Origin of the sequence: Coleofasciculus sp. E1-EBD-02 (assembly GCF_040218245.1) — a bacterium.
Classification (GTDB): Bacteria; Cyanobacteriota; Cyanobacteriia; order Cyanobacteriales; family Coleofasciculaceae; genus Coleofasciculus.
On record NZ_JAVJQN010000087.1, the window covers coordinates 65778 to 81251 of the forward strand.

The following is a 15474-nucleotide window of genomic DNA, read 5'->3' on the forward strand; positions in this document are numbered from 1 at the left end:
CGCTCGGTGTGTCACAGAGAACAGTAATAATTTGACGCTTGTTAACATTTTCTAGTACAGCGGACATAATTGATGTCTAGGTATTTACTACTGCATATCTAATAAATGGTTCATTACGACTCCTCCTTATCATAAAGCATGTTCTGATATTTAATATTAAGTTTAATGTCAAGGAAAACGAAACTCAGCAATCCTTATCCTTTAAGTGACCTGAAGAACATCCCCATACTGACCCATTCAATCATGGTTAAGGTATGGATAAGAGAAGAGTGCGATCGCGTCTTCAAATAGGAGAATGCTTCCACCAACTACCTTACCTTCTGACTGGCTAAGACTTTGAACCCGTTTTAACGGGTTTTAGCTTTTAGCCAGAACTTTAGTTCTCGGCTTAATTAAGATTAAATCCCCAAAAAATCAGTTATTTCTCTCACCAGCCACTTTTGCTCTGATCGGCTTAAAGCTATACCTAACCAATGCTTGCGCCGATGCGACTGCAGCAAACACACGGTTATCGTTTTTCTAAGTAACGGTAACTTTATTTTGTCCAGGTTGATCGGATTTCTATCAGCCAATTGCCCCCGAACATTCCAGTAACATAAACCCAAAACCCACCGTTTTATCTGGAAGCCCTTTGGACTAATTTCGATCCAAGTGCGAGACGTGGCACGAATTAGGAAACTCCCGATACTAAACAGTCCTGTCATAACATAGATACTCAGAAATAAAAGACCAATAACGAGGAACCCAATACATCCATTTAATACCCAGTTGTAGATGGTTGTTGCAAATATAATATCTGGATGATGATTTAATCGAATAGTTTCAGCAATATTACCAGAAAATGATGGCATAGCGATAACTTGAACCAGAAGCAAACCGATCAGATCCCACAACAGCAACGGTAAAATGGGTTTGATTATACGAGTCAGTCCCCTTAATAAACGGAAGCGATCGCGCTGTCGCCCTATCGGTTTAATTTCTAGAATTAATTTGTGCGGCGTCTTGAGTAATGCTATCCGCTTTTGGGGCGATTGGTAAAAAAGTTGTCCTATATTTTGCCTCAGTTTCTCTTCCCCCTGCAAGACAGATAAGGCATATTTCGCATTAGCAAAACGATGGGCGATCGCAGGTTCTAGGATTCGCTCTAACCAATCGGCAAACTCTGGCGAAATTTGGACGTGGGGACGGAACTGAATTTTGAGCTGATGCTGAGGGAAATCAGCCGGAGATTTTCCGGTTAATAAAAATAGCAATGTTGCCCCTAATCCATACAAATCCGTGGATAATACTGCTTGACCTCGATATTGTTCGGGAGCCATATAGCCGAATGTTCCCACTATCGTACTACCTCCGGTTACGGTGTGACGATAGGTATCGGAAACTGCGCCAAAATCCACAAGAAATACTTCTCCATTTTTACTGAGAATAATATTTTGTGGCTTAATATCGCGATGGATAATCGCTGGCGTAAATTGTTGTAAGTAAACCAGTATATTTAATAATTCAATAGCTAAACGTTTAACGGTAGCTTCCTTGGGTTTCCACCCCAGTTCCACTAATTCAGCTAACGACTTTCCCGGAGCGAGTTGCTGAACAAGATAAAAATCACGGGTTTCCGGTGTATCTACCTGAAAATAGGCTAAATACTGGGGAATTGCGGGATGATTGAGTTGTGCGAGAGTTTGGGCTTCTCGTTTAAATAAGTCTAAGGTTTTCCAGTCGCTCATCTGGCGTAGGGATAGGGATTTTATTGCCACGAGTTGACCTGTTTTTAAGTCTTCAGCTTTATAGGTTGTAGCGATACTTCCTTGTCCTAAAACATTGAGGATGCGATATCGATTTGCCATGATGTCTTGACGAGAATAGAGTTGTGGCATTTTAATTAATCGGTTCATAAAGTTGAATAGTTCATTTATTGGTGGGGAGGGCGGGTTTTGTTTTTGTTTTTGAGGTGAGGAGGGCGGGTTTTGTTGTTCCGTTATCGGTGAGGAGGGCGGGTTTTGTTGTTCCGTTATTGGTGGATATTTGAATTGAGTCCCTAAACCCGCCCCTACAATTGTCCCTTCACGACCTTCGAGGGTATAAGTAGGTTGGTGGAAATAAACTTAACTAGATTAAGTTATGTAAACAACCCTCAAACCTTTACTGTTCCCTGTTCCCTGTTCCCTAATCTCCACCGCTAACTTTAATTGTGTCCACCTACTTACTTATAACTGTGAAATAAAATTCTAAGGCATCGCACCGTAATCTTCGAGCAATTGTTTGATATACTTTTTTTTAGCCAGTTGTAGAGGAGTTTCACCGGAAAAATTTATCACATTAACCTCTGCGCCTCTAGCGAGTAACTGCACGACTAATTTAGACCAGTTATTTCTGACAGCTTTATGCAGCGGAGTGTCACCATTAAGATCTATAGCATTGATATCAGCACCTGAATTAACTAAAAATAAGGCAATATCCTGTAATCCTGTACAATGCAAGGGCGTTTTGCCCTCTCTATTAGGAAGATTAATTTCTGCTCCTTTTTCAATCAGAAGTTTAACAGCGTCTAAGTTATTCCAAGCGGCTATATGAAGGGGACTATAGAATTGATTGTTTGGCATATTCACATAAGCACCGTTAGCAATTAATAGTTTGATCAGATCCAGATCATTATTTTCTTTAAAGTCGTCACGAGTTTGATTTGCGATCGCGATATGTAGCGGGGTGTTTCCTTGATTATTTCTGGCATTAACATTTGCGCCTTTAGCAATCAGTAACGCTACTTGATCTAGCTTAAGCAGAGAAGCGGCGTTATGAAGGCGTGTATTCCCCCAATTATCTTGGGCATTACTATTCGCATTTTGATCGAGTAATAGCTCGATAATTGTAGTATTGCCCGCTTTATGTAATGGCGTTTCTCCTTGGTTATCCTGGGCATTACTATTCGCACCTTTAGCCAGCAGTAATTCTACTACCTCGGTTTTGTCATTCTCTACCGCTTTATGGAGTGGCGTTTCCCCATAACTATTTCTGGCATTAACATCAGCAATGAGCAGTGCTGCGATTTCAGGAGAAGGAGCAAAATGTAACGGCGTATTACCCTGATAATCTTTAGCTACAATATTTGCCCCGCTTTGCAGCAGGAACTCTATCATCTTCTTAGACTCTATTTTGCTTGCCTGATGCAGAAGAGTACCATGGGGATGGTAGTCTGTATTAATCTCATCTGCCTCAATTTTGGCACCGTTTTCAATTAAAACAGCGGCGATTTTAGGAGAATGTGCTAGATGTAATGGCGTGCGATTTGTTTTGGCGTCTTTTATATTAACATCCGCCCCTTTATCAATAAGCAATTGGGCAATTTCCGCAGAACGGGCAACGTGTAAAGGGGTGATTCCGGGTAGCAATTTACCCCAATTCCAGTGATATCCATGTAATTGCTCCCAGTTGGGTTGACTTTGGGCATGAATATCAGCACCGTTGGCAATAAGTAACGCCGCAATGTCACGCGATCGCGCATAATGGAGAGGAGTCCAACCATACTGATCTGTGGCATTTACATCAGCACCAGCATTAATCAGTAACTGTGCCACTTCCGCTGAACCTACCCAGTGCAAAGGGGTTGTATAGTCTCCATTTCTGGCATTCACACCTAACCCGTTTTTGAGATACTGTTGAATCGTGGTAATATCTCCCTGTTCGGCGGCTTCATAAACCTGGGGCGGTGTCAGTCTGAGGGTGCTGAGGATTGGGTATTTAAACGTATTAATTCCTAAAATAACACTGGCTAAAAGTCCTACGGATACCAGGGGTTTCCAGAAGGCTGACTTAGAGGAAACGGGTTTAAATTTAACGGAAACTCGCTGATTTTGTAACTCAGCCAGGGCGGTTTCAGCATCAGAGAAGCGGTGCTTTAAATCCGGTTCCAGCATTGTCTCCAACCAATCAGCAAAGGCTTCCGATATCTGTATCCGAAAACACCGGGAATCCGTTGTCAGATGATTGACAGGTAAATCGGCGGGAGAACGATGGGTGAGTAAAAATAACAACGTTGCGCCTAACCCATACAAATCCGTAGCTGGAACCGCTTGTCCCAGAAATTGTTCGGGTGCCATATAGCCAAACGTTCCCACCACAGTATGACTTCTGGCTAAGGTACTGTAATAGGTAGTTTGCACCGCGCCAAAATCCACAAGCATTATCTGTCCATCATCGCCTCGGATGATATTTTCTGGTTTAATATCCCGGTGAATTACAGGCGGTATTTGCTGATGTAAATAAATCAGGATGTTTAAGATTTGAATGGCAATTTGGCGAATTTCTGTTTCATTCCCCCGCCAACCGTTTCGGATTAATTCCGCTAGTGAGTGTCCGGGGGCAAATTGTTGGATAATATAGAACGTGCGATCGCGTGGTGTATCTTGATAGAAATAGTCCAGATACCGAGGAATCCCCGGATGATTCAGTTGAGCCAACACCTGCGCTTCTCGTTCAAACCGTTCAAGTGCTTTCCAGTCATGAATCTGGCGCAGTGACAACGCTTTCAGGACAACTCGTTCTCCGGTGTCTAAATCTTCGCCCAGATAGGTGATACCGCTCCCTCCCTGTGCCAAGGGTGCTAAAATACGATAACGTTTAGCGATCGTCTCGTCTCGCGCTTGTAGTTGTTCCATAGCCACTTAACCTGTAACCGGATTGATATTGTTGTTGCCTCTGTTGCTATAAGTAGTCGGACAAAAGAAAACAACATTGTATTAATTTTTGTAAATCGACCTCAAACCCTTACTATTCCCTATTCCCCATTCCCTGTTCCCTAATCTAAACCGTTAACTTTAATTGTGTCCACCTACTTATGACTCACTCTATTCAGAGTATGCCCAAATTTGTTGCTAATTCTGTCACCCTCAGCAGATTTTATAGCAGTAGACACATCAATTAGGACTTTCCGTACTGTTGTAGAGACGTTGCATGCAACGTCTCTACCTATCGTTAAACCGAACTTTATTAGCCATGTCGTACAGCGATTTTACCCTCTATGAACTCAAAAGCCAATTTAACCTAATTATTCAGGAACGAGTAGAATTATTTAAGCCGATAGAATCAGTCATCCCCAGCCCCATTTTGCAAGAAATTCTCGCCGAGAATATTCCTCTCGCCTTAGAAATCGATACCAAAAAAGCTCGTTCAGAATTAATTATTGCCCCTATCCTGGTTGAATTGCGAAAATCCTTCAATCGAAAAATTAGTATCTTTTCGGGTACAGAGTTTACCGTTGACAAACAGAAAGGACTCAACGGTAAATGTGACTTTCTGATTAGCCAGTCACCCGAACAATTATATATCAATGCTCCTGTCGCCACCCTAGTTGAAGCCAAAAACGATAACATCAAATCAGGCATAGCTCAATGTATTGCTGAAATGATAGCCGCTCAACTCTTTAACCAGCAGAGAAATCAGCCAATTGCCTGTATCTATGGCGGCGTAACGACAGGAAGTAACTGGAAGTTTATGAAATTAGTAGATAATACCGTATCCCTTGAATCCGGAGAACATTTTATTGGTAATATAGAACTTATTCTGGGCATTCTTACTCAGATTGTCCATACTACGTTTCCCCAGACGTAATCAAGCAGCTTTATGGGTCTTCCGTAGTTAGTGTGCTAAATTGTTAGTTTAATTTGCCGGAGTATTTGCCATAAAGGTGTATTGATTGGTTCGCTAGTTATTCCCGTAGATAAACCGAATTAAACCCGTGACGAGTAATGAGTGTATATATTTAAAATTATTGCCTTTCCCCCGAAAAAATGCCAGATAATCCCAACACGACTCAAGACACTGTACAACTGTCCCTAACTGCTTTACGGGAACAGGAATTGCAGCGCCTGTACAACAGTTTACGTCAGGGACAACAACCGATGGCAGATTGGCAGGGGGGTTCTCTGGCGGTGTCGGCGGTACCGGGTGCGGGGAAGTCTACGGGAATGGCTGTCGCGGCGGCTATTGCGATCGCACGCTATCAACTTCATGGTAAACGACAATTAGTCGTGGTCACGTTTACGCGATCGGCGGCGGCTTCAATTAAGGCGAAAATTCGCGATTATCTTAAACCCCTGCGCTTACCCCAAAATAGTTTTGTGGTGTATACGCTACATGGGTTAGCCCTCAATATTGCCAACCGCCATCCGGATTTATCCGGGATTAATTTAGATACGCTGACGGTTGTCACCCCGAATCAAAGCCACCGCTTAATTCGCGCTTGTGTGGAACAGTGGATAGCCTCGAATCCGCGCCGTTATTCTAGTTTGCTGGAAGGAGTCAGTTTTGATGGGGAAGAAACGGAACGATTGCGGCGACAATCGGTATTGCGAACCGAAGTGCTACCGTCTTTAGCCTATACAGTGATTCACGAAGCCAAAAGTTCGGGACTATTACCGGAAGACTTATGGGGAATCAGTCAACAAACCAATGACCCTTATGACATATTAGCGATCGCGGCGGGATTATACGAACAATATCAACGAGTGACGCGATCGCGAGACTTTATTGATTATGATGATATGATTCTGGCAGCATTGCGAGTGCTAGAGGATAACACCGTGCGTCAACTCTGGCAGAGGCAATTCTTTGCCGTCTTTGAAGACGAAGCACAGGATTCCAGTCCCCTCCAATATCGCTTATTACAAACCCTAGCCACTGATCCGAGTAATCCTTACAGTCCCCTCAATTTAATCCGGGTGGGTGACCCAAATCAAGCGATTAACTCCACCTTTACCCCCGCTGACCCCATTTATTTTAATCGCTTTTGTTCCGAATGCCAGGAACAACAGCGCCTTGCTACCATGGATCAAGCAGGTCGTAGTACACCAATTATTATTAATGCGGCTAACTTTATCCTAAATTGGGTGAATCAAACCTATACGCAAAACCAGGATGAATCCACTCGTCCCTTTCGCCCCCAAACCATCCATCCCGTACCCCCCGATGACCCGCAAACCGACGCCAATCCCCAGCCAGAGGGGAAAGGGTTAGAAATCTATCAACCCAGTGATATTTATCAAACGGTAGAATTGTTGGGACAACGGGTAATAGACCTATTTACCCGCAACCCCGAACATAACGCCGCCGTCTTAGTCCGAGAAAATCGCCAAGGAAACTTTATCGCCCAGAAACTCGACTATCTCAAACGCCAGCATGGGATTGACGTGTATGATGTACAGGGGAGCGATCGCCATTCACATATTCCCATAGAAATCCTGGCATTATTGCAATTTATTGACCGTCCCCATTCTCCCGATTACCTAAAAGCCGCATTAGACGTTCTGGTTAAACGCCAACTGATTCCCACCCAAGACTTAAACGCCCTCGCCACCTATCCCGAACAATTCCTCTATCCCGGACCCCTTGACCCCCATCCCACGCCCGCAGTCAGTCAAGCCGCCAGATACTGTCGTAGTCTATTACGGGCGCGTTTAGAATTACCCCATTACCAGCTTATTTCCTTTTTAGCCCTCACCTTACAGTACGACCAATCGGAACTCGCCACAGCCGATAAACTCGCCGAACGAGTGGTTAAACAAACCTATAGTAGCAGCGCCATGCCTGCTACCTTAGCCGCCTTGAGTGAAATTGTCTCCTCGGAACGCTTTGAACCCGTAGAAACCGAAGACGCCGACTCGCGCTATTTACGTCGCCGTCAACTCACCATCATCACCATGCACAAAGCCAAGGGATTAGATTGGGACTACGTTTTTCTCCCCTTTCTCCACGAAGACACCATTCCCGGTAATCCTTGGGTACCCACCGCCGCCCAATTCTTAGGCGATTTTACCCTAGCCGAAGTCGCCCGGGCGCAAATTCGCGCCAGCTTACACGAACACCCCCTACCCACCGCCTTAGAAGCCTGGGAGAAAGCCGGACAACTCAAAACCGCCGAAGAATATCGTCTATTATACGTCGCCATGACCCGCGCCAAGCGACTCTTATGGATATCAGCGGCACAAAAAGGACCCTTTCGCTGGAATACCTTCAGTGGACAAGCCTCAGATAACTTACAGATGAAAAAGCCTTGTCCTGTGTTACCTGTATTAAGTCGTCGCTTCCCCGATTCAGTAGTTTCGCTAGCAACGATGGCAAATTAAGAGTTAGCCGGAGTGATGGTTAGTGATTTAGTATGGAACAACAATCTGATGAAGACAGACTGATAAATATACTCCAAAAGCACAAGAACTTGAAACGCTGGGTCATCGCTCAATTAACATCCCATTATATTTCCTGTCGGGAAACCTATGGTAATGATGAGAACGGTGATATAAAAATTATAAACTCAGCCGATACCCTTAAAGTCAAACAACTCATTCGAGAAATTCATCAGCAATTTAATCAGAATGACTCGATTACGGCTACGGCGACAGTAACGTCAACCAGCAATCCCCATCTGGAAATTAAAACCCAATATCTCTATGGCAAGGAAGTAGATATAATTATTAACCAAGGAACTGTAATTGGAATTGTCAGCGCTAACCGAATTTCTCAACCGAGTAAGCAAAAACTGAACCAGGCGGGTATTGCTTTTGCTGAAAATATACCTGAATCAACATTTAGTAATTACTGATATGAGATAGGAAGAAGTCATGTTAAACATTAATTTCTATGGGGAAAATGGACAATCTTCTCAAAGTATTCGGATGATAGAAGATTTTTATCAGTGGCTAGCCTATTCAGACTTTGCTCAAGTCGGGCGTTCTAAAATGACCACGATTTGTCTTGATGGAGAAGAAGTAGAGCTACCACTAATCCATTTATCCAGCACCACAAGAAGTATGTTTACTGCCTGTTTTAATGAAATGATATTGAAAGAAACAGCAGCCATGTTAGTAGACTTAGAGGAAACCCTCTCCAAAGAAATATTAGGAGAAAGAACGTATCGACTAAAAAAACTTTTAGAACTATTGGATTGCTGTAAAAATAGTCGTTTTATTTATTTGCAAAGGGAGTAGTAATATTAAATTTGGGATGTAATGCCCATGTGATTCTAGTTGTTTGGGTGATGTAAACGTTGCCTATGTTGGGATTTTCAACAATTGTTCTATTTTACCTTTATCTAAATTCAAAAACAGATAATCATTCCAGCAGGCAATTATAGCAGTAGACACATCGATTAGGACTTTCGGCACCATTGTAGAGACGTTGCATGCAACGTCTCTACATAAATGATGTGTCCTAACTTGTAAAGAATCGAATCAAACAGCATTTCATCAGCGGCAAATTCCTCAAACGTTATTCCGGCTGTTCGTTCCTGAATACTCGAAATTGCCTGCAAAATATCTTGAACTCGCAGTTGCCAACCTCTAGAAGACACGAATCACATCCTCCAAAACAGGTTCACGCAAATGCTCTCGTAACGCATCTTGAGTCCCTAAATCGACAGGACAGCCTAAAATATCTTCTAGATAAAGCCGGATGCGACTAAAACCAAATAATCCTATCGGTTGAGAAAATTCGACCAGAAAATCCACATCACTGTCGGTTCTCGCTTCATCCCGCGCGACAGAACCAAACAACTCCAACGACTTGACACCAAGTTCTTGAAGTTTCAATTGATGAGCTTTAACAATGGCTAACACATCCTCTCGTTTCACCGTTATCCCCCCACTCATTCAGCCAATACGACTAATAAGAATATTATCTAACACTCCAGACATTAAGTTGAAAAAAATAGCCAGCAGCAATGCCAACCGTACCTGATTAATTGACTTTTGAAAGTAGTCCTCAAAAAAGATAATGGTGCGTTACGCTTTGCTAACGCACCCTACAATGATTGGTGTAAGATGTGAGTTCAACTAAAGGTATTTAATGTAATGGTATCAGTAGGGGCGGGTTTAGCCTATCAATGTAGATGCTCACCAATAACTGGGCAACAAAACCCGCCCAAACCCCAAATTTACCCCTTCAACTTTTTGCCTAAAAGTTGGTTGGTTAATTTGGGATTTGCCCGTCCATTGGTTTCCTTCATCACCTGTCCCACAAAAAACCCTTGCAGCTTGGTTTTCCCATTCCGATACTGTTCCAATTTCTTGGGATTAGCCGCAATCACTTGATCAATGATGGCTTCGAGTTGGCTGACATCAGAGATTTGAATCAGTCCCCGACTTTCAGCTAGTTCCTTAGCTGAACCGCCTGTTGATAGGAGTTCTGGGAGAATTTCTTTGGCGATTTTGCCGCTAATCGTATCATCTTCAATCAACTGAATCAGTTCTGCCAACACTAACGGTTTGAGCGCGATTTCGGTAATCGCCAATTTCTCCGTATTCAGATAAGCAGCAATATCTCCCATCACCCAGTTTGCCACTTGTTTAGGATTGGCATTAGCGGTTACGGCGGCTTCAAAATATTCGGCAACCAGTTTATCTTCAGTTAAGACGCGGGCATCATAAGCCGAAAGCCCGAATTTCTCTTCATAATGATGCCGTTTCTCGGCGGGAAGTTCGGGGAGTTCACTACGCCATTGTTCGAGTTGTTCTTTAGAAACTTCAATTGGGGGTAAGTCGGGTTCGGGGAAGTAGCGGTAATCGCTAGACCCTTCTTTAATCCGCATACTAATCGTGCGTTGACTTCCTTCTTCCCAGAGGCGGGTTTCTTGGACTATCGGTTCCCCGGTTTCAATTGCCTCGATTTGCCGTTCGATTTCGTAGTCAATGGCTTTTTGAATGGCGCTAAAGGAGTTCATGTTTTTGATCTCAACTTTCACGCCAAACTCTTTTTGACCGACGGGACGCACGGAGATATTCACATCACAGCGCAGGGAACCTTCCTGCATATTGCCATCACTGATACCCAAGTAACGCATAATCCGGCGCAATTCTTGGGCATATTCGGCGGCTTCTTTGCCAGAACGCAAGTCGGGTTCTGAGACAATTTCTAGGAGGGGGATACCTGCACGGTTGAAATCGACGAGGGAGTAGGTGGAACCAGAGAGTCGGTCACTTCCGGCATGGACGAGTTTTCCGGCGTCTTCTTCCATGTGCAGACGGGTGATGCCGATTTTTTTGTCGATCGGGTTTCCGTCGTCATCGATGAGTTCGATTTCTAACCAGCCATGTTCGGCGATGGGGAGGTCATATTGAGAGATTTGATAGTTTTTGGGTAAGTCGGGATAAAAGTATTGTTTGCGGTCGAATTTACTATAGGGGGCGATTTGGCAGTTGAGGGCTAATCCGGCTTTGACGGCGGATTCTAGGACTTTTTGATTGAGAACCGGTAGCACTCCGGGGAGTCCCATGCATATCGGGTCAATGTTGGTGTTGGGGCGAGTGCCGAATTCTGTGGAGGAGTAGGAGAATATTTTGGTGGCGGTGTTGAGTTGGCAGTGGGTTTCTAGACCAATGATGGCTTCGTACTTGGTTTTGGCGGGTGCTGCGGTGGTCATCTGTTTCTTTGCTGTTTTGTTGTAAGAGTTTTGGTCTATTTTAGCGTGGGGGTTGGGATCGTCATTTGTCATTTGTCATTTGTCATTTGTCATTTGTCATTTGTCATTTGTCATTTGTCGTATGATCAACTCTCTACAATTACCCGATCGAGAGTGTGACGAATAATCTCCCGTTGTTGGGCATCATATTGCCAACGTTCCAGAAACGCCTTATAACTTCCCTCTCCGGTGATGGCACTTTCCCGTAACGCCACTACTTTTTCCTGCACTTGAGGGAGATTAATTTGTTCAATTAAATGGATCGTTCGTCTTCGTACTCGATCTGATCCTTGCGCCATGGCTTCATTCTGATTCCGACGGTGGGTAATCGCCATGGCAGCGGACATGGCTAAGTTTTTCACCAACAGTTCAGCGACGGTATCCGGTGAGGATTGCAGGGCTTGAATTACCTCTGGCGAGGGAGTATCCGCTAAACTGTCGTCAGCGGTGAGGTACGTGACAAAGAACCCTCTAGCACCATTTGTGGTTTTCACCAATTGGGCGATCGCACTCGCCGCGTCTACTTGGGAGAGTTCACCGGATGACAGTTGGGTCATCAGCGACTGAGTGAGTGCGATCGCGTCGTCAAAGGTCACATCGTCTGGAATATCCACCTGATTCCATCTCGTAATAAAATGCTAGTCAAGTTATCTTGATCGAAAATTCATCCTAATGCAAGCACTTTGGCTGGAAAACAATCAACTGCAACTCCGCCACGATATCCCCATTCCGCAGCCACCACCGGGGGAAGCCTTGGTACGAGTTGTTCGGGCGGGTATCTGCAACACGGATTTGGAATTAATTCGGGGCTATTATCCCTATAAGGGTATTTTAGGTCATGAATTCGTCGGTGTTGTCGAACAAGGACCGACTGAATTACAGGGACAACGAGTTGTTGGCGAGATTAACGCCGTCTGTGGGCAATGTCACTATTGTCAACGTGGACAATCAACTCACTGCGAAAACCGCACGGTATTGGGAATTGCCAACCGCCATGGGGCGTTTGCCGACTATCTTAGTTTACCAATAGAGAATTTGTATCGAGTCCCCGATACTTTACCCACAGATTTAGCTACCTTTACCGAACCCGTCGCCGCCGCCTTGGAAATTCAGCAGCAAGTCACGGTGAGTTCGACGGAACGAGTGGTGGTGGTGGGCGATGGGAAACTGGGACAATTAGTCGCCCAAACCCTTGCCCTAACCGGATGTGACTTGTTTGTGGTGGGGCGTCATCGGCATAAGTTGGCAAATTTATCGGCACGGGGGATTAATGTGGGATTCGCCGATGCGATCGCACACCGATCGTTTGATATTGCGGTTGAGTGTACCGGGAATCCGGCTGGATTTGAACTCGCCCGCCGCGCTTTACGTCCACGGGGTATTTTAGTCCTGAAAAGTACCTACGCGGGTCAATTAACCTTTGATGCATCATCTCTGGTTGTAGACGAAATTACCCTAATTGGGTCGCGTTGTGGTCCGTTTGCCCCCGCCCTGGAGTTACTGGCGTCAGGACGGGTGGATGTGAAACCACTGATTCAGGGTCATTATCCGTTACGAGAGGGAATTAAAGCCGTTGAACAGGCAAAAACTAAGGGCGTGTTGAAGGTTTTATTGGATATGAGTGATCAGTAGTTTGTCATTGGTCATTAGTCATTGGTCATTGGTCATTGGTCATTGGTCATTAGTCATTGGTCATTGGTCATTGGTTATACTCGCTTGCCGAAAAGAAGCCAATCAGGATGAGATTTCAGGATAAAAACAGGGAGGGTCAAGTCGGGTGCAAATCGGATGGTTAGAAGATAAACAGACAAAGGCAAAGGCGATCGAACTGACCAATGTTATTCGTTTTTTTGCCAATCGCGGTTGGACACCAGCCACCAGTTCTAATTTTTCCTTCGTTAAGGATCAGGAACAAAAAGCCTTTGTTATTTCCCGTTCTGGACAGGATAAAAGCCAGTTTAAACCCAATCATTTCATGTTGATAGATGAACGAGGTCAAGCGATTGAACCGAAAGAGGCAAAACCCTCAGCCGAAACCTTAATTCACCTAAGTCTTTATAACTGGCAACCCATTGAATGTGTGCTGCATACCCATTCCCCGGCGTCTACCGTGTTATCGATGAAATATGCTGGATTAGGAACAGATTTTGCCCATCCTGGTGAAATGACCTTTACGGGCTACGAAATTAAAAAAGCCTTTGATGGCATTGACACCCACGACACAACCGTAACGCTGCCCATTTTTCCCAATTCCCAAAACATGGTAGAATTTGCGAACAATTTGAATCACTATTTAGCTCAACGTGACGAGTTATTTGGCTTCGCGATCGCGGGTCATGGGTTATATACTTGGGGAAACACGATTCAGGCGGCGAAACGTCATGTTGAAGCCTGGGAATTTCTGTTCGAGTGTCGTTTATTGGAGTTAAGGATGGGATGAGTGTTACCCTAACCGATGTCAAGTATATTTTGTTGGATATTGAAGGCACAACCTCTGATATTCAATTTGTGCATAAGGTGATGTTTCCTTACTCTAGAGAACGGTTGGAACAGTTTGTTTTAAGCCATAAGAATTTAGATGAGGTGGTTGAGGCGATTAACCTGACGCAGCAGACGGTTAAAGCTGAACAAGGACAAGAGATTGATTTAGAGGGCGCGATCGCGACTTTACTCCACTGGATTGATCGCGATCGCAAACACCCCGCCCTGAAATCCATTCAAGGACTAATTTGGAAAGAGGGATTCGAGACGGAGGCATTTAAATCACATCTTTACCCTGATGTCAAGCCAAAGTTAGAAGAATGGGCGCGATCGGGGTTAAAATTAGGGATTTATTCCTCTGGGTCAATTGCCACGCAAAAAATGTTTTTCAGCCACACAGTCGAAGGTGATTTAACCCCACTATTTTCTAACTATTTCGATTTGACGACGGGGAGTAAAAAAGAAGCGATGAGTTACGAACAGATTATCGAGGTTTTAGGATTAGCGCCCAATAAAATTGTATTCTTTTCCGATGTTCCCGCTGAATTAGTTGCGGCGCGAGAGAAAGGGTTACGAGTGGTTCATGTCAAGCGCGAGGAAACCGAATCTTGGTCTGACGTACCAGAAGTAGAATCGTTTCAAGACGTATCGTTGGACACATAAGCGAAGTTAGATGCCAGGAAATAAATTTCCGGCTGAAAGCTTAAGTAAGCTAAAGCTTACTCCATTAAACACGTTGAAGGCTTCTTTGGCTTTAGCAAGATCTGTGAATTGACTGTATGGCATTGTTGTTCGATCTGATCAAATCAATTCACACCTTAGAAAACAGGTAAATCTAAAACAAATCCGGGTAAAACAGCTTCTCCTGATAAACTCGCAGGTAACTGCACAATCTCAACAGTCTGATTTGGACGATAAATTTGCACCTGTTGGGCTTGCGGATTAATCAACCACCCTAAACGCAAACCACTGTTCAGGTATTCCTGCATTTTGGTTTGCAACTCTGGCAGGGAATCGGTGCGAGAACGCAATTCGATGACAAAATCAGGACAAATGGGCGGAAATTTTGCTTGTTCTTCTGGAGTTAGCGATTCCCAGCGTTCATTGGTAACCCAAGCGACATCGGGAGAACGATCTCCGCCATTGGGTAAGCGAAATATGGTAGACGAACTAAAGACTCGTCCCCGTTGAGTTTGGCGATTCCAAAACCACACTTGACCGTTCAAATCAGCTTCTCGATTTCCACTCACGCCACCAACGGGAGGCATAATAATTAATTCTCCTTTAGCCGTTCGTTCGAGTTGCCAATTGTGATTGGCTTGGCAGAGTTGATAAAATTGTTCATCGCTTAAACCAACGTTGTCTAAGTTTAGAATTACTGGAGTTGAAGTAATCGTTGCCATGCCATAAACCCATAGAATACTGACCCGTTAAACCTTGCATATCCTCTCATATTAGCAAATAGGAGTTAGACTCGCGATCGCACGGACAACCCGAACTATTCTTTTAGGTTGAATCGGTTAATAATGAAGGTCTGCGATCGCCAA

At 44.3% G+C, this 15474-nt stretch carries 15 protein-coding genes; 8 read left to right on the forward strand and 7 right to left on the reverse strand.

Annotated elements, in window-relative coordinates; genetic code table 11:
* Positions 1–398: 398 nt before the first annotated feature.
* The gene (locus RIC07_RS14360; protein ID WP_446395115.1) at positions 399–1895 is read right to left on the reverse strand and encodes a serine/threonine protein kinase; all 1497 of its coding nucleotides are present in this window, start codon (positions 1893–1895) and stop codon (positions 399–401) included.
* 333 nt (positions 1896–2228) lie between these two features.
* The gene (locus RIC07_RS14365; RefSeq protein ID WP_446395116.1) at positions 2229–4655 is read right to left on the reverse strand and encodes an ankyrin repeat domain-containing protein; all 2427 of its coding nucleotides are present in this window, start codon (positions 4653–4655) and stop codon (positions 2229–2231) included.
* Between the two features lie 337 nt (positions 4656–4992).
* Here RIC07_RS14365 and RIC07_RS14370 point away from each other — a divergent pair, with 337 nt between their 5' ends.
* The 4 genes from RIC07_RS14370 to RIC07_RS14385 all read left to right on the forward strand — a co-directional run bounded on the left by RIC07_RS14370 (position 4993) and on the right by RIC07_RS14385 (position 8978).
* Positions 4993–5607 carry a hypothetical protein gene (locus tag RIC07_RS14370; protein ID WP_446395147.1) on the forward strand — a complete coding sequence of 205 codons (615 nt, stop codon included), beginning with the start codon at positions 4993–4995 and terminating at the stop codon, positions 5605–5607.
* 179 nt (positions 5608–5786) lie between these two features.
* A complete protein-coding gene (locus RIC07_RS14375; protein ID WP_446395117.1) occupies positions 5787–8120 on the forward strand; it encodes an ATP-dependent helicase in 2334 nt (777 codons plus the stop codon).
* A gap of 32 nt (positions 8121–8152) precedes the next feature.
* Positions 8153–8593, forward strand: a complete 441-nt coding sequence (locus tag RIC07_RS14380; RefSeq protein ID WP_446395118.1) for a hypothetical protein — start codon at positions 8153–8155, stop codon at positions 8591–8593.
* A 19-nt stretch (positions 8594–8612) separates the two neighbouring features.
* A complete protein-coding gene (locus RIC07_RS14385; RefSeq protein ID WP_446395119.1) occupies positions 8613–8978 on the forward strand; it encodes a hypothetical protein in 366 nt (121 codons plus the stop codon).
* A gap of 161 nt (positions 8979–9139) precedes the next feature.
* Here the strand turns inward: RIC07_RS14385 and RIC07_RS14390 are convergent, their stop codons facing one another.
* The 4 genes from RIC07_RS14390 to RIC07_RS14405 all read right to left on the reverse strand — a co-directional run bounded on the left by RIC07_RS14390 (position 9140) and on the right by RIC07_RS14405 (position 12060).
* A complete protein-coding gene (locus RIC07_RS14390; RefSeq protein WP_446395120.1) occupies positions 9140–9340 on the reverse strand; it encodes a HepT-like ribonuclease domain-containing protein in 201 nt (66 codons plus the stop codon).
* Positions 9330–9620: a nucleotidyltransferase family protein gene (locus RIC07_RS14395; RefSeq protein WP_044210625.1), complete on the reverse strand. Its 291-nt coding sequence runs from the start codon at positions 9618–9620 to the stop codon at positions 9330–9332. The genes RIC07_RS14390 and RIC07_RS14395 overlap by 11 nt, the downstream gene beginning before the upstream one ends.
* A gap of 302 nt (positions 9621–9922) precedes the next feature.
* A complete protein-coding gene (gene gatB / locus RIC07_RS14400; RefSeq protein WP_446395148.1) occupies positions 9923–11407 on the reverse strand; it encodes an Asp-tRNA(Asn)/Glu-tRNA(Gln) amidotransferase subunit GatB in 1485 nt (494 codons plus the stop codon).
* 125 nt (positions 11408–11532) lie between these two features.
* Positions 11533–12060, reverse strand: coding sequence for a hypothetical protein (locus RIC07_RS14405; protein ID WP_446395121.1), 528 nt, complete (start codon positions 12058–12060; stop codon positions 11533–11535).
* Between the two features lie 58 nt (positions 12061–12118).
* On the opposite strand from RIC07_RS14405, the gene RIC07_RS14410 reads away from it, so the two are divergent.
* Genes RIC07_RS14410 through mtnC form a run of 4 tightly spaced genes read left to right on the forward strand, consistent with a single transcriptional unit; the run spans position 12119 to position 14590 of the window.
* Positions 12119–13078 (forward strand): MDR/zinc-dependent alcohol dehydrogenase-like family protein, encoded by a 960-nt coding sequence (locus RIC07_RS14410; RefSeq protein ID WP_446395122.1) that lies wholly within the window; start codon positions 12119–12121, stop codon positions 13076–13078.
* A gap of 1 nt (position 13079) precedes the next feature.
* On the forward strand, positions 13080–13202 hold the full coding sequence (locus tag RIC07_RS14415; protein ID WP_446395123.1) for a hypothetical protein: 123 nt from the start codon (positions 13080–13082) through the stop codon (positions 13200–13202).
* Positions 13203–13223: 21 nt separating this feature from the next.
* Positions 13224–13886, forward strand: a complete 663-nt coding sequence (mtnB, locus tag RIC07_RS14420; RefSeq protein ID WP_446395124.1) for a methylthioribulose 1-phosphate dehydratase — start codon at positions 13224–13226, stop codon at positions 13884–13886.
* Positions 13883–14590: an acireductone synthase gene (mtnC, locus tag RIC07_RS14425; RefSeq protein ID WP_446395125.1), complete on the forward strand. Its 708-nt coding sequence runs from the start codon at positions 13883–13885 to the stop codon at positions 14588–14590. Before mtnB ends, mtnC begins: the two co-directional genes overlap by 4 nt.
* A 155-nt stretch (positions 14591–14745) precedes the next feature.
* Here the strand turns inward: mtnC and RIC07_RS14430 are convergent, their stop codons facing one another.
* Positions 14746–15330 carry a Uma2 family endonuclease gene (locus RIC07_RS14430; RefSeq protein ID WP_446395126.1) on the reverse strand — a complete coding sequence of 195 codons (585 nt, stop codon included), beginning with the start codon at positions 15328–15330 and terminating at the stop codon, positions 14746–14748.
* Positions 15331–15474 lie beyond the last annotated feature (144 nt).